The sequence below is a fragment of the Cupriavidus sp. PB-02 genome, from assembly GCF_058252315.1.
Genome location: NZ_CM177694.1, coordinates 2,435,040 through 2,455,920 on the forward strand (window position 1 = coordinate 2,435,040; position 20,881 = coordinate 2,455,920).

General features: G+C 69.1%; 20 protein-coding genes and 1 tRNA gene. 9 read left to right on the forward strand and 12 right to left on the reverse strand.

Annotated features, from left to right (window positions below; all coding sequences use genetic code 11):
* Positions 1 to 94: 94 nt before the first annotated feature.
* The 5 genes from AC10V3_RS11390 (at position 95) to AC10V3_RS11410 (ending at position 4,483) form a co-directional block, all read left to right on the forward strand.
* The gene (locus AC10V3_RS11390) at positions 95 to 478 is read left to right on the forward strand and encodes a hypothetical protein (RefSeq protein ID WP_022535360.1); all 384 of its coding nucleotides are present in this window, start codon (positions 95 to 97) and stop codon (positions 476 to 478) included.
* Positions 479 to 521: 43 nt separating this feature from the next.
* On the forward strand, positions 522 to 869 hold the full coding sequence (locus AC10V3_RS11395; RefSeq protein ID WP_022535361.1) for an ArsC family reductase: 348 nt from the start codon (positions 522 to 524) through the stop codon (positions 867 to 869).
* A gap of 21 nt (positions 870 to 890) precedes the next feature.
* Complete coding sequence (gene dapE, locus AC10V3_RS11400) at positions 891 to 2,042, forward strand: succinyl-diaminopimelate desuccinylase (RefSeq protein ID WP_022535362.1); 1,152 nt, start codon at positions 891 to 893, stop codon at positions 2,040 to 2,042.
* 24 nt (positions 2,043 to 2,066) lie between these two features.
* Positions 2,067 to 2,960, forward strand: a complete 894-nt coding sequence (gene prmB, locus AC10V3_RS11405) for a 50S ribosomal protein L3 N(5)-glutamine methyltransferase (RefSeq protein ID WP_022535363.1) — start codon at positions 2,067 to 2,069, stop codon at positions 2,958 to 2,960.
* 263 nt (positions 2,961 to 3,223) lie between these two features.
* Positions 3,224 to 4,483 carry an MFS transporter gene (locus AC10V3_RS11410; RefSeq protein ID WP_022535365.1) on the forward strand — a complete coding sequence of 420 codons (1,260 nt, stop codon included), beginning with the start codon at positions 3,224 to 3,226 and terminating at the stop codon, positions 4,481 to 4,483.
* Positions 4,484 to 4,492: 9 nt separating this feature from the next.
* On the opposite strand, the gene AC10V3_RS11415 is transcribed toward AC10V3_RS11410, so the two are convergent.
* Entirely contained in the window at positions 4,493 to 5,815 is a 1,323-nt protein-coding gene (locus AC10V3_RS11415) for a HipA domain-containing protein (RefSeq protein WP_022535366.1), read from the reverse strand.
* On the reverse strand, positions 5,808 to 6,128 hold the full coding sequence (locus AC10V3_RS11420) for a helix-turn-helix domain-containing protein (RefSeq protein ID WP_022535367.1): 321 nt from the start codon (positions 6,126 to 6,128) through the stop codon (positions 5,808 to 5,810). The genes AC10V3_RS11415 and AC10V3_RS11420 overlap by 8 nt, the downstream gene beginning before the upstream one ends.
* Before the next feature lie 344 nt (positions 6,129 to 6,472).
* Here AC10V3_RS11420 and AC10V3_RS11425 point away from each other — a divergent pair, with 344 nt between their 5' ends.
* The 3 genes from AC10V3_RS11425 to AC10V3_RS11435 all read left to right on the forward strand — a co-directional run bounded on the left by AC10V3_RS11425 (position 6,473) and on the right by AC10V3_RS11435 (position 9,271).
* Entirely contained in the window at positions 6,473 to 7,471 is a 999-nt protein-coding gene (locus AC10V3_RS11425) for a tripartite tricarboxylate transporter substrate binding protein (RefSeq protein WP_022535368.1), read from the forward strand.
* A gap of 64 nt (positions 7,472 to 7,535) precedes the next feature.
* Entirely contained in the window at positions 7,536 to 9,086 is a 1,551-nt protein-coding gene (locus tag AC10V3_RS11430) for a class I adenylate-forming enzyme family protein (protein WP_022535369.1), read from the forward strand.
* Between the two features lie 108 nt (positions 9,087 to 9,194).
* Positions 9,195 to 9,271 (forward strand) — tRNA-Val (locus AC10V3_RS11435).
* Positions 9,272 to 9,334: 63 nt separating this feature from the next.
* Here the strand turns inward: AC10V3_RS11435 and AC10V3_RS11440 are convergent.
* From AC10V3_RS11440 to AC10V3_RS11450, 3 genes are read right to left on the reverse strand one after another with little or no spacing between them, the layout of a single operon-like run.
* Positions 9,335 to 10,492, reverse strand: coding sequence for a CaiB/BaiF CoA transferase family protein (locus AC10V3_RS11440; protein WP_022535370.1), 1,158 nt, complete (start codon positions 10,490 to 10,492; stop codon positions 9,335 to 9,337).
* Positions 10,493 to 10,507: 15 nt separating this feature from the next.
* On the reverse strand, positions 10,508 to 11,521 hold the full coding sequence (locus AC10V3_RS11445) for an NADPH:quinone oxidoreductase family protein (RefSeq protein WP_022535371.1): 1,014 nt from the start codon (positions 11,519 to 11,521) through the stop codon (positions 10,508 to 10,510).
* 11 nt (positions 11,522 to 11,532) lie between these two features.
* Positions 11,533 to 12,543: a tripartite tricarboxylate transporter substrate binding protein gene (locus AC10V3_RS11450; RefSeq protein ID WP_022535372.1), complete on the reverse strand. Its 1,011-nt coding sequence runs from the start codon at positions 12,541 to 12,543 to the stop codon at positions 11,533 to 11,535.
* Positions 12,544 to 12,764: 221 nt separating this feature from the next.
* Here AC10V3_RS11450 and AC10V3_RS11455 point away from each other — a divergent pair, with 221 nt between their 5' ends.
* On the forward strand, positions 12,765 to 13,664 hold the full coding sequence (locus AC10V3_RS11455) for a LysR family transcriptional regulator (RefSeq protein ID WP_022535373.1): 900 nt from the start codon (positions 12,765 to 12,767) through the stop codon (positions 13,662 to 13,664).
* 13 nt (positions 13,665 to 13,677) lie between these two features.
* On the opposite strand, the gene AC10V3_RS11460 is transcribed toward AC10V3_RS11455, so the two are convergent.
* The 7 genes from AC10V3_RS11460 to AC10V3_RS11490 all read right to left on the reverse strand — a co-directional run bounded on the left by AC10V3_RS11460 (position 13,678) and on the right by AC10V3_RS11490 (position 20,838).
* A complete protein-coding gene (locus AC10V3_RS11460) occupies positions 13,678 to 14,640 on the reverse strand; it encodes a phosphatidate cytidylyltransferase (RefSeq protein ID WP_022535374.1) in 963 nt (320 codons plus the stop codon).
* Complete coding sequence (locus AC10V3_RS11465) at positions 14,637 to 15,263, reverse strand: lysophospholipid acyltransferase family protein (RefSeq protein WP_022535375.1); 627 nt, start codon at positions 15,261 to 15,263, stop codon at positions 14,637 to 14,639. The genes AC10V3_RS11460 and AC10V3_RS11465 overlap by 4 nt, the downstream gene beginning before the upstream one ends.
* Positions 15,264 to 15,267: 4 nt before the next feature.
* Complete coding sequence (locus AC10V3_RS11470) at positions 15,268 to 15,720, reverse strand: hypothetical protein (protein WP_022535376.1); 453 nt, start codon at positions 15,718 to 15,720, stop codon at positions 15,268 to 15,270.
* Positions 15,710 to 17,089, reverse strand: a complete 1,380-nt coding sequence (locus tag AC10V3_RS11475; protein WP_022535377.1) for a phosphatase PAP2/dual specificity phosphatase family protein — start codon at positions 17,087 to 17,089, stop codon at positions 15,710 to 15,712. Before AC10V3_RS11475 ends, AC10V3_RS11470 begins: the two co-directional genes overlap by 11 nt.
* A complete protein-coding gene (locus AC10V3_RS11480) occupies positions 17,086 to 18,855 on the reverse strand; it encodes a bifunctional alpha/beta hydrolase/class I SAM-dependent methyltransferase (protein ID WP_022535378.1) in 1,770 nt (589 codons plus the stop codon). The genes AC10V3_RS11475 and AC10V3_RS11480 overlap by 4 nt, the downstream gene beginning before the upstream one ends.
* 4 nt (positions 18,856 to 18,859) lie before the next feature.
* Positions 18,860 to 19,486 carry a CDP-alcohol phosphatidyltransferase family protein gene (locus tag AC10V3_RS11485; protein ID WP_022535379.1) on the reverse strand — a complete coding sequence of 209 codons (627 nt, stop codon included), beginning with the start codon at positions 19,484 to 19,486 and terminating at the stop codon, positions 18,860 to 18,862.
* 281 nt (positions 19,487 to 19,767) lie between these two features.
* Positions 19,768 to 20,838, reverse strand: coding sequence for a M14 family metallopeptidase (locus AC10V3_RS11490; protein WP_022535380.1), 1,071 nt, complete (start codon positions 20,836 to 20,838; stop codon positions 19,768 to 19,770).
* Between the last annotated feature and the right edge of the window lie 43 nt (positions 20,839 to 20,881).

Sequence of the window (20,881 nt, forward strand, 5' to 3'; positions counted from 1 at the left end):
CGCAAGGCGCAAGCCCTGCGGGCTGCGCCACCCGTCCCGGGGCCGTGCCCCGGGACTGCATTTCCCGTCGTCACCCCGCCTGGCCAGGCTGAACATGCCTTCCCTCCGCAAGCGACTCATGGCCCTGGATCCCACCACCGTCAGTACCGTGCTCTCCCTGTTGCCCACCATTCTCGAGCAGGCTAACAAGACCATCGAGAAGCTCAAGAAAAGCAAGCGCAAGGACGGCACGCCCGAAGGCGCGGTGGCCGACACGCGCGATCCCGCCGCCCGCATTGCCGAGCTGGAAGCGGCCGCCGTGCAGCAGGCCGAAGCCGTCAAGCTGCTGGCCGAGCAGCACGCCATCACCATCGAGGCACTGCGCAAGGAAGCCGCGCGGCTGGACCGCCGCCTGCGCCTGATGACCGCGGTGGCCATGGGCGGCGTGGCGCTTGGGTTGGGCGGCCTGGTGATTGCACTGAACCTGCTGTTCCGCTGATCCTGCCGCGAGGCAACACACCTGCATTCCATCAAGACTAGCCATGACCGTCCTGCTCTACGGCATTCCCAACTGCGATACCGTCAAGAAAGCCCGCACCTGGCTGGATGCCAACGGCGTGGCCTACAGCTTCCACGACTTCAAGAAGCAAGGGGTGGATGAAGCCATGCTGCGCGGCTGGCTCAAGCACGTGCCGCTGGCCACGCTGCTCAACCGCAAGGGCACCACCTGGCGCGCGCTGTCGGACGCCGACAAGGCCCGCGCCGAGCAGGAAGCCGGCGCGATCGCGCTGATGCAGCAAAGCCCGTCGCTGATCAAGCGCCCGGTGCTGGCCCACGATGGCAAGGTGATGGTCGGCTTCTCCGACGACCAGTACGCCAGCCAGTTCTGATTTCCCGATTTCCGCTGTCCCATGACTGCCACCCTTGCCCTGACCGAAGACCTGATCCGCCGCCGCTCCGTCACACCCGCCGACGAAGGCTGCCAGGCCATCCTGGAAACCCGCCTGAAGGCGCTCGGCTTCGACTGCGAAGCCCTCGTCAGCGGCCCTGACGATTTCCGCGTGACCAACCTGTGGGCGGTGAAGCGCGGCACGCAGGGCAAGGACGGCAAGCTGCTGGTGTTCGCCGGCCATACCGACGTGGTGCCGACCGGCCCGCTGGAGCAATGGCACTCGGATCCGTTCGAGCCGACCCACCGTGACGGCAAGCTGTATGGCCGGGGCGCCGCCGACATGAAGACCTCGATCGCCGGCTTCGTGGTGGCGGTGGAGGAATTCGTCAAGGCGCATCCCGCGCATGCCGGTTCGATCGGCTTCCTGATCACCAGCGACGAGGAAGGCCCGGCGCACGACGGCACCATCAAGGTGGTGGAAGCGCTGACCGCACGCGGCGAGCGCCTGGACTACTGCGTGATCGGCGAGCCGACCTCGGTCAACGCGCTCGGCGACATGGTCAAGAACGGCCGTCGCGGCTCGCTGTCGGGCAAGCTCACGGTCAAGGGCATTCAGTGCCATATCGCGTACCCGCACCTGGGCCGCAACCCGATCCATGAAGCCGCCCCGGCGCTGGCAGAGCTGGCCGCCGAGCTATGGGACCAGGGCAACGAATACTTTCCGCCCACCAGCTGGCAGATGTCGAACATCCACGGCGGCACTGGCGCCACCAACGTGATCCCGGGCCACGTCACCATCGACTTCAATTTCCGCTTCTCGACCGCCAGCACGCCGGAAGGCCTGAAGGCGCGCGTGCATGCGATCCTGGACCGCCACAGCCTCGAATACACGCTGGACTGGACCCTGGGCGGCGAGCCCTTCCTGACCCCGCGTGGCGAGTTGTCCGAGGCGCTGGCGTCCGCCATCCAGGCCGAGACCGGCTTCCAGACCGAGCTGTCGACCACCGGCGGCACCTCCGACGGCCGCTTTATCGCCAGGATCTGCCCGCAGGTGATCGAGTTCGGCCCGCCCAACGCCAGCATCCACAAGATCGACGAGCACGTCGAAGTGCGCTTTATCGAGCCACTGAAGAACGTCTACCGCGGCGTGCTGGAACGCCTGGTCGCCTGATTTTTTCGCCGAAAGACACCCTACATGGCAACGCCCTCCCCCCTGCGCACCGTGCGCGACCTGCTGCGTCTCGCAGTCTCGCGCTTTACCGCCGCGCGCCTGTCCTTCGGCCACGGCAGCGCCAATGCCTATGACGAAGCCGCCTACCTGGTGCTGCATACGCTGAACCTGCCGCTCGACACGCTCGATCCGTTCCTGGACGCGCGCCTGCTGCCGGAAGAAGTTGATGCCGTGCTGAAGGTCATTGACCGCCGCGTCAGCGAGCGCGTGCCGGCCGCCTACATCACGCACGAAGCCTTTATGCACGGCCTGCGCTTCTACGTGGACTCGCGCGTGATCGTGCCGCGCAGCTTTATCGGCGAACTGCTGCAGGACGGGCTGGAGCCGTGGGTGGGCGAGACCGAGCAGATCGGCCCCGTGCTGGAGCTGTGCACCGGCTCGGGCTGCCTGCCGATCGTCGCCGTGCATGTGTGGCCCAACGCCAGCATCGACGCCGTCGACATCTCGCCCGATGCACTCGCGGTGGCGCGGCGCAACGTGGCCGACTACAAGATGGACGACCGCATCCGGCTGTACCAGGGCGACCTGTACGCGCCGCTGCCGCATGGCGCGACCTACGATGTGATCCTGACCAACCCGCCGTATGTCAACGAAGCGTCGATGCAGGCGCTGCCGCCCGAGTACCTGGCCGAGCCGCGCATCGCGCTGGCTGGGGGTGACGATGGGATGGATGTGGTGCGGCGGATCATCGCCGGAGCCAAGGCGCACCTGAATCCGGGTGGTGTGCTGGTGGTGGAGATTGGGAATGAGCATGCCAATGTGGAAGCCGCCTTCCCTGAACTGGAGATCATCTGGCTGCCGGTCAGCGCGGGCGATGAGCAGGTGTTCTTGCTGACGTACGACGCATTGCCGGGGTAATCGGCATAGCGAACCGACTGTGTGCTCCCCTCTCCCGCGAGCGGGAGAGGGGAGCACACATCAGGATCTCAAGCGTCAGTGGACCTGTTCATCCCACGCGCAATGTGGGCGAACACCGGCCACCCCACGGCCATTAATCTCACGCAAGCTCTACACTCGCTGCAGATACCGTCGTCGGCCCGTGACTGCCCCGCCGGGCGTTCTCCTCCGACAACAACAGCGTCTTCGCCTCCGCACCCAGTGCCGTGGCAAACCCTGAAGCCGTGACCGCCAGCAACACCCCTCTCCCCGGTTCACCCGACGCCCTGCCCGCCCGGGCCGCGGCCACGCATGCCGTGCGCGGCATCGCCATGCTGACCTTCGCCTTCGCGCTCAGCCAGTTCTTCCGCTCCTGCCTGGCGGTCATGGCGCCCGAACTGCAGCATGACTTCGGCCTGTCGCCGGCGGGGTTCGGCGCGCTGTCGTCTTCGTTCTTCCTGGCCTTCGCCGTGGCGCAGATCCCGGTGGGCATCGCCTTCGACCGCTACGGCGTGGGCCGGCCCACCGCGCTGCTGCTGGCCGTGGGCGCGCTGTCGTCGATCGTATTCGTGCTGGCGCCCAACGGTACCGCCGCCACGCTGGCCCAGGTCGGCCTGGGGCTGGCCTGCGCGCCGGTGTTCATGGGGCTGCTACACTTCGCCTCCGAGCAGTTGTCCGAGCGCGATTACACCCGCGTGGTCAGCCGCTCCAACGCCATGGGCATGATCGGCGCGTTGTGCGCCACCGCACCGCTGGGCTGGGCGATCTCGCTGATCGGCTGGCGCCCGTCGATGGCGGTGTCGGCGCTTGGGATGGTGGCGGCCTGCTATGGCGTCTGGCGCTTCGTGCGCGACCAGGGCCATGCGGAGGCGCGCAGCGCATCGTGGCCGGCGATGCTGTCAGAGAGCGTGCAGCTCTTGCGGCTGGCGCCGCTGTGGACGCTGATCCCCCTGTGCGTGGCGATGGCCGCCGGCACCGCCTTCCGCAACGCCTGGAGCGGGCCCTATCTCGCCGACGTCTTCGGCCTGGGCTCGGCGCCGCGCGGCGTGGCGCTGACGTTGCTGAGCCTGGCCGGCTTCATGACCGCCTTCCTGTTGCCGGTGCTGGTCCGCCGCAGCACGCTCAAGTCCACCATCGTTGGCTGGTCGTGCTTTGCCATGTCGGGCGCGATCCTGCTGGCGCTGTGGCCCGCCACCGGCATCGGTTACGGCGTGGCGATGATGGCGCTGCTGTCGACCATCGGCATGCTGCATCCGCTGGTGATGGCGCAGGGCCGCGGCCTGATCCCGCCGTCGCGCCGCGGGCGCGGGCTGGGGCTGCTCAATACCTTCGTGTTCCTCGGGTCGGCGCTGACATCGTGGGCGTTCGGGCTGATCGCCAATGCGGGCCATGTGCGCGAGTGGCCGGTGGCGTCCACCTATTCGGCGATCTTCGTGTCGGCCGCTCTGCTGATCGCCGCGGCGCTGGTGCCATACCTTTTCAGTCCGCCGCATCCGACCAATTAGACCTGCGGATCAACCGGGCGACAGCACCCGCACCATGTCGGCAATGATGGTGAAGCGGATCACGCGCAGGCACGCCAGTTCGCCGGCAAACCCGCTGGTCAGCGTCGGGCGCTCGTGCGCCATGGCGGCATTCCGCTGCTCCGCCTGCTCGTAGAGTGCTTGCGCCGCTGGCCCGATGCCGCGCAGCATCGCATCCAGCCGCCGCTCGGCGGTCACCGTCGTCAGCCCCAGCGCGCGCCCCGCCTCCAGCACCAGCGCGCGCGAAAAATCGCCATAGAACTCGACACCCAGGACCGGCCACGCAAACCGGTGCACCTCGGGCCAGCCGGTCTTGCCATAGGTGCGGGTGGCGTAGGCCGCCTCGCTCAGCAGGTCGTAGAACGGCGCCAGCGCAATGCCCGCAGCGGACACCAGGAAGCTCAGGTTCTTAAGGTGCGCGTCCGAGTTGCCCACCAGGATATTGAACACCAGCCAGTCGAACAACCGCGCCCGCGCCACCGCCGGCGCGCGGCACAGCGCGGCCAGTTCCGTCAGCCGCTCGACGCTGCCCTGGTCGTACTTGAAGGTGCGCGGCAGGTTCAGCAGCTGGCACGCGTCGATCGCATGCAGCCGCTCCCACTGCCCCGTGGGCGCCAGGCGCCGGTCGAAGCGGTCGATCAGGTAGACCGGCGCCGGCACATAGCGCCGGTGCACCGGCGGCACGTCCAGCTTCAGCCGGGCCGCCAGCGACATCACGAACCATTCGTTGGCGACCGAATGCGGATAGAACTCCTGCATCTGGTGCGTCGGCTTCAGGATATGCGTCGACGGGGTATCCGCGCCGGGCTCGAACAACGCGCCGTCGCGCAGCACCACCGCCAGCTTGTGCTGGGCGCCCGCCAGCGACATGCGCTTGACCGCGCCATGCGTCAGCGGAACGCTGGGCAGGCTGTGGATGCGCGCATCGAGCGCCGCGTCGGTCAGGGGCCGCAGGTTCGGCACGGCGGCGGGCGTGCGCCCCGGCGGCAGCAGCGTCAGCGAGCCCGCCGACTCCGCGCCATAGTGCGCCAGCAGCGCAAAGGCGTCGGCCTCGTTGCGGATGCTGGCGTCGCGCGCCAGCAGTGCGCGCTGGCCATCCTCGGGCAGCAGGTTGTCGAAGTACCACTGCACCGGGCGCAGCGTGCTGCCATCGGCCAGCGGTGTGGCCTGCAGCGGCAAGGTGGGGCTCAGCGCGAAGGCGTGCGGGCTGCCGAGCCAGGCCGGGTCATAGCGGAACGACCAGACATCGTTGGCATCGCGCAGCTCACCGACCGGCGTGCCGTTGATGCTGGCGACCAGTACGCGCTCAGCCATGCTGGCCGGTCCCGCGTGCTGCCGCGCGGCGCTTGTTGCTGCGCGCCTGGCGCTGCCTGAGCTTGTCCCGCTCGGCGTCGACCAGCGGCGCCGCTGCGTCCGGCACATCGACCGTCACGCGCAGGCCCAGCCCTTCCAGTACCTGAAACAGCTTGCCCCACTGGATGCCCTCCGCGCCGTTCTCGACGCGGACCATGAAGTTTTCGCTGACGCCGATGGCGCCGGCGGCATCGTCCTGCCGCAGGCCCTGGGCCTTGCGGGCGGCGCGCACGAAGGCGCCGATATCGCTGGGGTCGTTGAGTGACAGTTGCACAAAAAATCTCCCTGATCGCAAAGACTTTAGTGCGTCCAATCCAGAAAATCAAGAAATCTCCTCGATCGCAAAGATTTTACCTTGCAACCGCAGCCCCAACGCTAAAATCTCCTCGTTTGCAAGGATTTTTGAGAAGGCCAGCTCTTCGGCAGAGCCGACGGGCACAACAATTCGGCCCGGCGCCGGTGTACCGCTTCACCTGCAAAAAGCCAGACTTATCGATTTAAGAATTCCGCCAGCGCGCTTACGCCTTTACCGTCTGTGTGACACCAGCGTCCCAGCCTATATCCGACAACAGGGGACCACGGCCGCACCGCGCGGCCGCATAACGAGGAGACAAGTTCATGGCATCCACCCTGCGCCCCGCCTGGGGCCGTCGCGCATGGCTGGCCGGCTTGCTGGCCACGGCCGCAGTCGCCGCCGTACCGTTTGGCGCGAAGGCCGAGACGTGGCCGTCACGCCCGATCCAGCTGCTGATCCCGTACCCCCCGGGCGGCAGTGCCGACCTGCTGGCGCGCCCGGTCGCGGCAAAGCTGCAGGAGCGGCTCGGCCAGCCGGTGGTGCTCGATTACCGTCCCGGTGCCGGCGGCACCATTGCCAGCCAGGCACTGGCACGAGCCAAGCCAGACGGCTACACGCTGATCATGGTGCTGGCCGCGCATGCCATCAATGCCAGCCTGTACCCCAAGCTGCCCTATGACACGCGCAAGGATTTCGCCCCGGTATCGCTGGTAGCCAACCTGCCGATGATCCTGGCGGGCAGCCCGTCGCTGCAGGCCACCAATGTGGCGGAGCTGATCGCGCAGGCCAAGGCCGCGCCCGGCAAGCTGACCTTCGCCTCGGCCGGCAACGGCAATACCGGCCACCTGGCGGGCGAGCTGTTCGATTCCGTGGCGGGCATCAAGATGACCCATGTCCCTTACAAGGGCAGCGCGCAGGTGGTGACGGCGATGCTGTCGGGCGAGGTCCAGCTGACTTTCGACAGCATCTCGACCACGCTGCCGCATGTGAAGAGCGGCAAGCTGCGCGCGCTGGCGGTCACCGGCAGCCAGCGCGCCGCGGTCGCGCCCGACGTGCCGACGCTGGCCGAAGCCGGCGTGCCGGGCATCAACATCACCGGCTGGTATGCCGTGCTGGCGCCGGCCGGCACGCCACAGCCCGTGATCGACCGCCTCAGCACCGAGATCGCCACGGTGCTGCGCCAGCCCGACCTGAAGGCCACGCTGGCGACCAACGGCTACGAGCCGGTGGGCTCCACGCCGGCAGCACTGCGCAGCCATATCGATGCCGAGATCAGCCGCTGGAGCAAGGTGGTCAAGGAGTCCGGCGCGCAGATCCAGTAAGTCCCCCGATTCGTCATTGCTCATCGGGCGCCGCCTGGCTGGCGCCCGCATTCTCTTGCTGAATATGACCCAACCTACCCCGCTCCAACGCCCCTTCACCACCATGTCCGCGCTTGTGCGCGAGCACGCCACGCAACGCCCCGCGCAGCGCGCGCTGATGCACGGCGAGCGCGTCATGGACTACGCTGGCCTAGACGCCGCGATGGACCGCATCGCCGCAGCGTTGGCACGCGACGGCGTGCGTCCCGGCGAGGCCATCGCGATCTGCGCGTCATCCTCGATCGAATATGCGGCGGTCTACCTGGGCGCGGTACGCGCTGGCGTGGTGGTGGCGCCGCTGGCCCCGTCGTCCACGGCGGAAAGCCTGGCCGGAATGGTCGCCGATTCAGGCGCGTGCATCCTGTTCACCGATGCCGCAGTGGCAGAAGCCCTGCAGCCCGTGCGCGACAAGCTGGCCGGCACGCCCGTGGTCACGCTCGACGGCAGCGATGCCGGGCAACCCTACGAGTCTTGGCTCGCCCCCGCCGGCACGCCAGTGACGGAGCCCGAGATCCGCCCGGAGATGCCGCTGAACATCATCTACTCGTCCGGCACTACCGGCCTGCCCAAGGGCATCGTGCAGTCGCACGGCATGCGCTGGGCGCACGTGTCGCGCGGCGCGGCCACCGGCTATGGCACGCACGCCGTGACGCTGCTGTCCACGCCGCTCTATTCGAACACCACGCTGGCCAGCTTCTTCCCAACCATCGGCCTGGGCGGCACGGCGATCCTGATGGCCAAGTTCGATGCCGGCCAGTACCTGGCACTGGCGCAACAGCATCGCGTCACGCATACCATGCTGGTGCCGGTGCAGTACCAGCGCCTGCTGGCGCATCCGGAGTTCGATCGCCACGACCTGTCGTCCTTCCAGCAGAAATTCTGTACCAGCGCGCCGTGCAGCCCGGCGCTGAAGGCCGATGTGCTGCGGCGCTGGCCGGGCGGGCTGACCGAGCTGTACGGCATGACCGAAGGCGGCGGCAGCTGCCTGCTGCATGCTCACCAGTTCCCGGACAAGCTGCACACTGTCGGCCGCCCCGCGCCTGGCGCCGACATCCGCATCATCGACGACGAGGGCAGCGAACTGCCGCCCGGCAGCGTCGGCGAAGTGGTCGGCCGCTCGGCAGCGATGATGAACGGCTACCACAACCAGCCCGAGAAGACCGCCGAGACCGAATGGCATGACGCGCAGGGCCAGCGCTTTATCCGCACCGGCGATATCGGCCGCTTCGACGACGACGGCTTCCTGGTGCTGCTCGATCGGAAGAAGGACATGATCATCACGGGCGGCTTCAACGTCTACCCGAGCGATCTCGAGGCCGTGGTGCGCGAGCATCCGGCGGTCGCGGAGGTATCGGTGGTGGGCGTGCCGTCGGAGCGCTGGGGCGAGACGCCGGTGGCCTTCGTCGCGTTGCGTGCGGGCGGCGGCGCCACCGCGCAAGACGTGCTGGCATGGGCCAACGAGCGCCTGGGCAAGACCCAGCGGCTGTCCGAACTGCACGAGGTCGACAGCCTGCCGCGCAGTGCGATCGGCAAGGTGCTCAAGCGCGAACTGCGTGACCGGCTGGTGCAGGCCTGAGCGCGCAGGAGTGACCGGACGAGACGCGCTTGGCAAAGCACAATCGAAGAAAGTTCGCGAGGGTGCTTGCGAAATTGCAAAGGCGTCTCTATAATTCGCGCCTTCGCTAGGCTCGTAGCTCAGCTGGTTAGAGCACCACCTTGACATGGTGGGGGTCGTTGGTTCGAGTCCAATCGAGCCTACCAACGCATAAAGGAAACGGACGGTACGCATCGCGCACCGTCCGTTTTTCTTTTGGCGCTCGCCTGTCAGGCGCCGATGCCGAACTCTGCCAGCACCGCTTCCGTGTGCTGCCCCAGCGCGGGCGCCTCGCCTGTCGGCGCCACAGCGCCAGCCATGCCCGGCAGGTTGGCCCACGGCACCGCGCCGATCCCCGCCAGCGGCAGCCGGCCGAATACCCCCGCCTTTGCGCATTGCGCGCTCTCCAGCAGGTCACGCGCATGGCCCACGCGCCCGAACAGCACGTCATGCTCGGTCAGCAGCGCCTCCCAATGCGCCAGCGGCTGCGCGGCCAGGGCCTGTGCGACGCGCTTGTTCAACTCCGCCGCGCGCGGCAAGCGGCCTGCACTGGTGCGCAGCTCCGCATCGTCGAGCCAGTCGCCGAAGCCCAGCAGCTTCGCCAGGCGCGCGAACATCGCATCATTGAGCATGCTCACATAGAGCCGGCCATCGGCCGCCTCGAACAGCCCGGTAGGCGCATTGGCAGCGGCCAGTTCCGCGTCGGGGAACATCGCATCGTCCACCATCAGGTAAGACTGCAGCGCCGCGCTGGTTTCCAGCAGCGACAGCCGCACATGCCGGCCCTTGCCGCTGCGTGCGGCCTTGAACAGCGCCGCCGCCGCATGCTGGGCCGCATAGAGACCGGTGCTCAGGTCGACCAGGTAGAAAGCGATGCGGCGCGGCTGGCCCGCGGCGTCGCGGTTCAGGTGCATCAGGCCACTGAAGGCCTGCATGGTGGTGTCGACCGCCGGCATCGATGCCATCGGACCGGCGTGGCCGTAGCCGGAGATCGAGACATAGACCAGCGCCGGGTTGCGCGCGGCCAGCGCTTCATAGCCCACGCCCATGCGCTCGGCCACGCCGGGCCGGAAGTTCTGGATCACCACGTCGGCCCGCTCCGCCAGCCTGGCGATGGCGGCGCGGCCGCTTTCGGTGCGCGCATCCAGCAGCACGCTTTCCTTGCCCGCATTGCAGGCCACCGCAATCGCGGTCTGCCCGGCGCGGATGCGCCCCATCTGCCGCGACCAGTCACCGCCCGGCGGCTCCACCTTGATCACGCGCGCGCCCTGCTGGCGCAGGATCAGCCCGCAATACGGGCCGGCTATGCCCTGGCTCAGGTCGAGCACGGTCAGGCCGTCCAGCATGGCGTCGTCGTTGTTGCCGGGTATCGCTTGTGCGTGCTGCATGTCGTCCTCCGCGTTTCAGATATCCAGCATGACCTTGCCGATGGCACGGCGCGACATCGTGGTGTCCACCGCCTCGAGCCAATCGCGCAGCGGGAAGTGCTGCAGCACCGGTGGTGCCAGTTCGCCGCTGGCCACCGTCTGCATGATCTGCGCGACCACCTGCTGCACCTGCGGCGCAAAGCGCTTGCGCTCGTCGGTCAGGCCCCAGCCGATGTAGTAGCCGTAGTTGAAGCCGATCAGCCACAGGTTCTTGACCAGCAGCAGGTTGGTCGGCACCTCCGGGATGCGCCCGCTGGCAAACCCGATCGACAGCAAACGCGCGCCCGGTGCCGTGCAGCGCAGCGAGGCATCGAACAGGTCGCCGCCCACCGGATCGAACACCACGTCCGCCCCGCCCGCCGGGCACAGCGCCTTGACCGATGCCACCAGCGTGGCCGCGTCGGACGGCAGCGCATGTGCCGCACCGTTGCGCAGCGCCGCCTCGCGCTTGGCCTCGGTGCTCGCGGTGGCGATCACGCGCGCGCCCATCAGGCGGCCCACCTGCACCGCCGCCGTGCCCAGCGCACCGCTGGCGCCGTGTACCAGCATGGTCTCGCCCGGCTGCAGCGCTGCGCGCCACGCCAGCGCGGCCCACACCGTGCCGTAGGTGACGGGCAGCGCAGCGGCGTGCGCCAGCTCCAGCCCATCAGGCACGGGATAGACCGTGTCGGCCGTGGTCACCACTTCCTCGGCAAAGCCGCCCCAGTCCAGCGCCGCGGCCACGCGCATGCCCGGACGCAGGCGCGTGACGTCGGGCGCCACTTCGATGATCTCGCCCGCCGCCTCGGTGCCGGGGGTGAACGGCAGCGGCGGCTTGCGCTGGTACTTGCCGGAGACGAACAGGCTCAGCGCAAAGCCCACGCCTGCATGCCGCACGCGGATGCGCACCTGCCCGGGAGCGAGCGGGCGGCGCGGGATGCGCTGCAGATCCAGTTCGCTCCAGTGGCACCAGCGGGAGCAGACCAGCCCCAGGTAATCGTCCTCTTGCATCGGTAATCCTGTCATTCCAGCGTGATGCCGACATCGCGGATGATGCGGCTCCATTTGTCGCGGTCGCTCTTCATTACCGCCGCGAAGCCCTCCGGCGTGCCGCCTACGGGCACCAGGTTGAGGTCCTGCATTTTCTTCGCGACTTCCGGCAGGCGCACGATGCGCGCGACCTCGCGCGACAGCGCCTCCACCCGCGCCCTCGGTACGCCGGCCGGGAACAGCAGCCCCATCCACGCATCCGGTTCGAAGCCCTGGTAGCCCGCCTCGCGGAAGGTCGGCACCTTGGGCAGCAGCGCCGAGCGCTCGGTGCCGGCGATCGCCACCGGCACCAGCTTGCCGCCCTGCAGCAGCGGCATCGCCGTACCGACCGCAATGAAGCCGATCTTCACGTGCCCGGCCGCCAGGTCGGTGGCCAGCGGCGCGCCGCCCTTGTAGGCGACGTGCTCCATCTGCAGGCCCGCCTCGCGCTTGAGCAGCTCGCCCAGGATATGGCCGGTGGTGCCGGCACCGTAGGAGCCATACGGATACTTGCCGGGGTTGGCCTTGAGCAGCGCCACCAGCTCCGGCAGCGTGCGCGCCGGGAAGTCCGGCGATACCGCCAGGATGGTCGACGAGATCGCCACCTCGCTGACCGGCGTGAAGTCGGCGATCGGATCGTAGCCGATGCGCGGGTACAGCGACGGGTTCTGCACGTGCGCGGTGAAGGTCAGCAGCGCGGTATAGCCGTCGCGCGCGGCGCGGGCCACGTACTTGGTGCCGGTAGTGGTCCCTGCGCCCGGCTTGTTGTCGACGATGACCGGCTGGCCCCAGCTCTTGGTCAGCTCCTGCCCGATCAGCCGCGCCACCGCATCGTTCACATTGCCGGCCACCGAGGGCACGACGATGGTCAGCGGGCGCGATGGATAGGGTTCGCTGTCATTGCCGGTGGACGTATCGGTGGCGGCGAAGCTGATGGTCGCGGTGGCGGCCAGCACTACGCTGAGCATGGCGGCGCGCAGCCGCTGCAGGCAAGGGGTCAACATTGGTTCGTCTCCGATTTGGCTCCCTTCTTTGATGACTGCCTGTGGTCGGCAGTACGCGAGGGATGCCAGCGCAGTCTAGGCCACCCACACGCCGCCGGCGATTCCCGCGCGGCGCGAGCCAAGTCCTCGCGGGCATGGCGCAGCGCCGCATCGGCGCCTGGCCTGAACGCCATGGCGCTGGCGCTACAATGGCCCGCTCCACTTCCGCGCCCGGTACGCCCATGCGATTCGAGGATCTTGCAGCCTTCCTGGTAGTCAGCGAGCACGGCAACCTGCACCGCGCCGCCGATACCCTCGGCATGACGCAGTCCGGCCTGTCCAAGACGCTGGCGCGGCTGGAGGGCGAGGCCGGCATGCCGCTGTTCGAGCGCACCCCGCGCGGGCTGGTGCTGACCAGCGTGGGCAAGACCCTGCTCGCGCATGCCCGCAAGATCTCGCTGGCGGCCACCGACCTGCGCAACGAGCTGGCCGAACAACGCCTGGCGCGCGCTGGCACGGTGCGGCTGGGGGCGATTCCCTACCTGGTGCCTTCGCTGCTGTCGCCGCTGCTGGCGCAGTTCTTCGTCAGCCGCCCGCTGGCGGTGTTCTCGATCGAGACTCACCTGAGTGCGCGTCTGATGGCGGTGCTGCAGAACGGCGATGCGGACCTGATCCTGGCCGCCCGCCCGGCGAGCGTGCCGGAGGACATCGACTGGCTGCCGCTGGGGCCACTGACCATGCAGATCGTCTGCCGCAGCGGCCATCCGCGCCAGGACCGCTTTCGCACGCTGGCCGACCTGACGGAGGAGCGCTGGGCGGTGCCGGCCAGTTCGCTCTACCTGCGGCAGTGGCTGGAAGAACGGTTCACTTCGGTCGGCCTGCCGCCGCCGCGCGTGGCGGTGGAAAGCACGGCCTCGCCGGTGGCCTTCGGCGAACTGCTGCGGCACTCGGACCTGCTCGGCATCATGCCGCCGCGCATCCTGAAGCAGGCCGAAGGCCAGGGCCTGCGGGCCATCAGCGGCCCGGGGATGTCGTGGCAGCACGAGCTGGCGGTGCTGTGGCGCGCCGGTGGCTACCTGTCGCCGATCTGCCAGGATTTCCGCGATGCGGTGGTGAAGTGGTGCGAAGAGACGGAGATCTGAGCGCGGCAAGGGCTCAGGGCACCCACCAGTAGCGGGTGATATGAAAGAACACCGGTGCGGCGAACACGACCGAGTCGAGCCGGTCGAGCATGCCGCCGTGGCCCTGGATCATGTGACCCCAGTCCTTGATGCCGCGGTCGCGCTTGATCGCCGACATCACCAGCCCGCCCAGGAAACCCATCAGCGCGATGACCAGCGCGATCGCCCCGGCCTGCCACGGCGAGAACGGCGTGATCCACCACAGCGCCGCACCCAGCGCGGTGGCGCTGGCCACGCCGCCGACAAACCCTTCGACTGTCTTGGACGGTGACAGCAGCGGCGCGATCTTGCGCTTGCCGCACAGCTTGCCCCACACGTACTGCAGCACGTCGCTGCCCTGCACCACGATCACCAGGAAGGCGATCAGCAGCAGATTGCGGCCCTCGAAGCCGGGGATCGGCAGCGTCAGCAGCGCCGGCACGTGCGAGATGCAGAACACGCAGATCATCACCGCCCACTGCACCCCGGCGCAGCGTTCCAGGAAGCGCGTGGTCTCGGACGACAGCGCCGCCAGGATCGGCAGGATCAGGAAGGCGTAGACCGGGATCAGGATCGAGAACATGCCGTACCAGCCGATATAGACCAGCACGTACTGCAGCGGCAGGAACACGAAGAACGCAGCGACAATGGCGCGATGGTCGCCGCGCCGCGTGGTGATGATGGTGACGAACTCGCGCAGTGCGAAGAACGACAGCAGGTAGAACAGCACGATCACCGCGGTGCGCCCGAGCGCGAAGGCCACGCCCATGACGCCGATCATCCACCACCAGGCGCCGACGCGCTGCGCCAGGTTGTCGATCACCGCGTGCTGGCCGCCGCCGGCCACGCGCCAGCGCAGCAGCGCGGTCACGGTCGAGGCCAGCATCAGCACGCCGAACAGGCCGCCGAACAGCAGCCAGGTTTCGTGGCTCCAATGGAGAGTCGGCATGGTCATCATTCCAGTTCCGGGGCGAGCGACAGCAGGCCATCGCGGCAGCGGGCAAGGAAGTCTTCCTTGGCCTCGCCGTCGGCCACCAGCACGGGCTGGCCGAAGGTCACGGTGCACAGTAGCGGCACCGGCACGACCTCGCCTTTGGGCATCACGCGGTTGAGATTGTCGATCCAGACCGGCACGAACTCCACCGCCGGGCAGGCGCGCGCCAGGTGGTAGATGCCGCTCTTGAACGGCAGCAGGCGCGCATCGGTGGTATTGCGCGTGCCTTCGGGAAACAGGATCAGCGAATCGCCACCTTCCAGCGCGCCCCGCATCAGCGCCACCGGGTCACTGCCAGGATCGCTATGGGTGCGGTCGATCAGCAGCGCGCGGAACACGTCGCGGCCGATAAAGCGCCGCAGCGGCGAGCAGTCCCAGTAGTCGGCGCCGGCCACCGGGCGTGTGCCCGTGCGCAGGTCAGGCGGCAGGCAGCCCCAGATCAGCACGAAGTCGCCGTGGCTGCTGTGGTTGGCAAAGTAGACGCGCTGCACCGCGGCCGGGATGCAGCCTTGCCAGTTGGCGCGCATGCCGGTCAGCAGTCGCGCAAAGACGATGATGGCGCGCGCGGTGGCGCGGGCAAGCCACATGGTGTTACCTCAGCATCAATATGAGCAAGGTGAGCGCGAGCTGGGCTGCGGCCAGCACGGCGCTGGCGCGCACCAGCCGCATGGCGCCGCGGGCGCGTTCGGGCAGCGGGCGGCCGGCGCGCTGCGTGGTGAGCCAGCCCAGCTCGATCAACGCGGTATCGAGCGCGGCCAGGTCGGGCGACCCGTAACGGCTGGCGGCCGCCACCAGCGCGTCGAAAAGGCGCCGGTCGATCGCCACGCGCAGCAGCAGCCATAATTGCGCCAGCGCCAGCAGCAACGGCGCGGCGGCCAGCGCGCGCGGCGCCTGTGCGGTCACCGCCAGCCAGGCCGTGGCCATGGCAAAAGCAAGCCCCGCCAGGCCGATCCACATCGCGCCTGACAATGCGCCGGCCACGGCATGGGCGATCCACGCGTCGGTATTGTCGCGGCGGATACTGTCGATGGGATCAGCGCGCATCGCCGGCCTCCGGCACAGGGGGATGGTCGAGCCAGCGCTGCAGCGCCTCGGCATGCTCGCGCCCGAGCACCACCGCCGGGCGGTGCGCGCGCAGCGCGGCCAATGCCGCGTCGGCATCGCGCAGCCCCTGCCGGCGCGCCAGCCATGCGGCCGCCACCAGCGCGCTGCGCGAGTAGCCGAGCGCGCAGCTCACCAGCACGCGACGGCCCTGTGCCTGCCAGGCTTCGAGCTGGGCCACGGCCTGCTCCAATTGCCCTGGCGTAGGCACGGTCAGGTCCAGCACCGGCACGCAGCGATAGGCCAGCGCGGCGTTGGTGGCTGCGCGCGGCAGTTCGGCGCTCAGGTCGAGCACGGCATCGGCGCCAAGCGTGCGCAGCTCGGCATCGGTCGGGAAGCGGCCGACCCAGACGCCATCGGCGATCGGGCTGGCCTGCGGCGCGCGCCGCGTCCACCAGCGGGAATTGAGGAAGGCGCCGAGCAGGTAAGGCGCAAGCACCCAGCACGCGGCGGGCGCCATCGCGCCATCGCCGGCCTTCTGGAACCAGCCCGGCGCTGCCAGCGCGTAGGCCCGCGCGACGCAGGCCAGCGCCAACACGCCCCACAGCAGCAGGAACGCCAGCGTCACGGATGTGCCCAGTGCCACCAGCGCGCACAGCAACGCCACCACCGCCCCGAGCGCGTAGCGGCGCGCCATCCGGCGCGTGCGCGCATCAGGCCCGCCCGCTGCGACCGCCGGCAGCTGCAGCGGGAACAGGTAGACGCACAGCCAGCCGACCAGCGCCCCGGTAGGCACGTCGATCAGGTGGTGCTGCCAGGTCGTCAGCACCGAAATGCCGATCAGCGCGAACCAGCCGTGCAGCAGCCAGCGCCAGCCGCCGCGCAGGACTGTCGCGAAGGCGACCCACAGGATCACCAGCAGGCTGATATGCAGCGACGGCGCCTGGTTGAACGGCAGGTCGAAGCCGCCCAGCAGCGTGAAGAGTTCGCCGGGCAGCCCGTCTGCGGGCGGCCGGGCAAAGGCAAAGCGCAGCGGGAAGGCGATAAAGCACGCCACCGAGACCAACTGCGCCATCAGCAGCCGCTTGACATGCGTCACCAGCGCCGCCCGCGTACGCCACAGGAAGAAGGAGATGCCGTACAGCAGGTCGATCGACCAGTACGGCACGATGGTCCACGGCAGGAACGGGATGTCCCCCTCCCATTCGAAGTAGACCGAAGGCACGTGCGCGCGCTGGCTCGCCAGCCAGTTGGCAAAGCCGTAGCTGGAGAAGAACAGCGCGCCGGCACCGGCCAGCAGCAGGCAGGCCAGCGCCCAGGGACGCTCGCCCGCGGACGAATCCGTCGCGGCGTCGGCGGGCAGCGTGCTCATGCGCCGCGCCTGCGCGCCAGGCTGACGGTGAAGATGCCCCACGGGTCGATGCGCTGGGTCACCTTGTCGAAGCCTGCCGCGCGCACCAGTTCGTCCATCTCGGCCTGCGAACGGCGGCGCATCACCCAGGCGGCGCCGGCTCGGTGGCTGGTCAGCGCGCGCGCGATGAACTCCAGCTGTGGGTGCCAGGGCTGGCCGGTGTAGACCAGGTAGCCGCCTGGCGGCACCGCACGCGCCAGGCCGTCGAGCGATCGGCGCACCGGCGCGTTCTCGGGGAACAGCTCGTACAGGCCGGAGACCACGGCCAGTGTCGGGGGCGGCGTCAGCTCGGCCAGGCTGTCGCCGTCGAAGGCGTCGCCCTGCTCGAAGCGGGCAATGCCGCCCAGGCCCTTGGCGGCAATCAACGCCCTGCCCCGCTCGACGTTCAGCGCGCTGTAGTCGCGCAACAGGATCGACTCGACTGCGGCTGCGCCGCCATCAAGCCCTGCCAGCGCCTCAAGTACGTAGCGCCCATGCCCGGCGGCGATATCGACCATCCGCACCGGCATGCCGGCCGCCTGCAAGCGCCGCACGGCGTCGGCGATCAGCGCCTCGGCGTGGACCTTGCGCTGGCGGATGCCGCGCCAGCCGATCGCATCCAGATATTGCCGATCCGCCAGCCGGCCCGGCTTGCCGCGGCCCGATGGCGTGTTGCGGTAAACATAATCGAGCGTCGAGCCCGAGTCGAAGCCGGTTTCATGGCCCAGCCGCACGCCGTCTGACAGCAGCCCGCCGAGCTTCAGGTTGGCCCGCGCCGCGCGCCAGTACCACGCGGCCAGCCCGGACGGCGCCGAGGCCAGCCGGTCCGACTCCTCGCGGAACGGGCCGATCTGGTCTGCATCGAGCATCGAGCGCGGTGCCGACGGCGTCTCGAACTCGCGCACGATAAAGCGCCGTGCGGCATCGACCGCCAGCTTGCGGTCACGCTCGCCCAGCGTGTCGTGGTAGAAGCCGTCGAGCACGATCCGTTCCTTGGTGCGCGAACCCAGCCGCTCGTAGAAACGGTCCTGCGGCCCGCGGTGCACGACCCAGTCGGCGCCCGAGATCAGCAGTTGCGTCGGCACCGTGATCGCTGCGGCATCGGCCACGATGCGTTCCGCGGTCTCATACAGGTCCAGTAGGATATTGACGGCGATCGGGCGCGTGATCAGCGGATCGCTGTCGTAGCTGGCGATGCGCTCCGGATCGTGCGTCAGGAATCTGGCCTTGACGTAGCTGTTGACGAAGAACTTGCCGCGCACGCGCTGCATCAGCTTCAGCCCGGGCCGTGCAAACGGCACGTAGAGCTTGACCTTGAACGCCGGCGAGGCCAGCACCAGCGCGCGGATCGGCGGCGCGTAGTCGTGCACCCAGGTGGACGCCAACACGGCGCCCACGCTCTGCGCGACCACGGCCATCCGTTCCAGCGGGATGCCATGGACCTCGGCGATATGCCCGGTGAAGGTCTGGATATCGCGCACCGAATCCGCCAGGCTGGGGCTGTAGCCGCGCTCGCCGGGCGAGCGCCCGTGGCCGCGCGCATCCCACGCGAAGATGTCGTAGCCCGGCAGGTTCAGCTCGTCGGCCAGGTGGGCGACGCGGCCGGAATGCTCGTGGCCGCGGTGGAACAGCACCACGGCGCCGCGCGCCGGGCCCTCCACCGCCGGCCAGTGCCGGTAGAACAGTGCCTGGCCATCGTGGGTCTGGAATTGCCGCTCCAGCGGCTGGCGGCTCGACAGTCGGTCCATGCGCTTACTCCGCGGTGCGGGCGCCGGCCTCGGCAACGCCGCGACGCACCCGGTTGGCAATGGTGAACAACGACAGCAGCGACAGCGCCAGCCACAGCCACGAGGCCACCGCGCCGAAGCCCAGCCCCAGGCCGGCCCACAGCGCGATCGCGCCGACCGCGAAGGCGCGGTCGCTCTTGCCCAGCGGGCCGTCGTAGCGGCGGCTGGCACCGGCCAGCGGGCCGATCAGGCCGGCGGCCTCGACCATCACCGCCAGCAGCGCGAAGGTGCCGACCTGCGCCAGCCCGAACGCCGGCAGCGCGGCCAGCGGCAGGATCAGCGCCAGGTCCGAGACGATATCGCCCAGTTCATTCAGGTAGGCGCCGAGCGCGCTCTGCTGGCCGTGCTCGCGCGCCAGCATGCCGTCGATGGCGTTGAGCGCCATGCGCAGGAACAGCCAGAGGGGAAACAGCAGGAACAGCGTGGGCGTCTCGGCCACCAGCATGCCCACCGCGGCCAGCACGCCGACGGCGAGCGAGCCTGCCGCCGCGGCCACGGTCACCTGGTTGGCGGTGGCACCGCGCTGGGCCAGGTCCTGCACCATCGGGCGCAGCAACGCCTGGAATCTGGGCTTGAGTTCGTAGAGCGTCATCGCGCCGGCCTCCCTGCCGGGGTGATGCCGGAAGCAGCGCCGCGCGCCAGGGGCAGCGGCGCATGGCACTGCGCCGTGGCCTGCCGGGACCCCTTCCGTGCTTATTCTTGGTTCTGCAATCGCTTGTCCTGCAATCGCCTGGCGACGGCTGTGTGCCTGGCTCAGCACTCCACCGTCAAAGGCGAAACATTATCAGAAGTGACATTAATGGTGAATCGAACATTTCCTGCCGCCGGGCGCTGGCGCACGCAACGCCCGGCGGGAGGCGGCCCTGGCTAGTATCAGGCCGCGGCGATCGCGCTGCGCACCGCGTCCGAGGTCTGCGCCACCACGCCGTCGCGCCAGTCGTCGGCATCGCCGTAGAACGCCTGCCACATCGCCTGGCGCACCAGCGCGCGCTGGTTCTCGTCAGCCTCCGGGTGGCGGTACAGCCAGTGGTCGCCCCGCAGCGCGTCGAGCACTTCGCCCACCGGCAGCGTGCCGAATTCCAGCGCGATGCCGGCATAGTCCACGCCCGGCAGCGTCTGCGGCACCGCCTGCCAGGCCAGCCCGGTCAGCGCCGCCGAGGTCGACGAACCATCGTAGATGGAGGTCACCCGCTCGCCCCAGATCGCGCGCGTGTGCGCGATCGACTCAGGCGTATCCGGGCCCATCTGGATGGGTTCGCCATAGCCCCGCGGACCCAGCCCGGTGTGCACGTCGATCCAGCGCAGCGCCTGGCGCCCGGCGCCGAAGCGCGACAGGATGCGGCACAGCGTGTAGTTGCTCCAGGTCGCCTTGGTGCCGCCGAAGAACATCCCGTCAGGGTCCTGGTACTGGCCGCCGCTGAGCGCGGCCTGGTACCAGGCCATGCCGCGCTCGGCCACGGCCTTCATCAGCTGCGCCTGTTCGGCGTCGGACGGCGGCCACTGCGGCGGCAGCAGCAACGGCGCGATCTCGGCATAGGGCGCGTTGTACGGCAGCGGCTGGGTGAAGTCCATGAAGTTGCGGTTCAGGTCGACGTTGTCTTCGTTGACCCGGCGCAGGTGGGAAAAGCCGTAGGGATTGACGGCATGCACCAGCAGCAGGCAGGTGTCACCGGTGGCGCAAGCGGCAAGCAGATCGGTATCGTGCAGCATCGTCACCTGCGCACCAGAGCCGGCAAAGCCCTCGGCGCCGTGGATGCCGGAGGTCACCATCAGGCAATGGGGAGCCTCGGGCGAGCCCGCCAGCGCCACGTCGATTGCCAGGTCCTCGCCGGCGCTGCCGCGGCGGGTGGGATGCGGGAATTGCGCCAGCCCGGCCCCGGCCGTGCGCGCGGCGTCGAGGAACTTCTGGCGGGCTTCGGCGTAGCTGCGCGAAAAATGGCTCATGTCGTGACCGGCGGAAGGCGATGCAGGCATTAGACGCCATTCG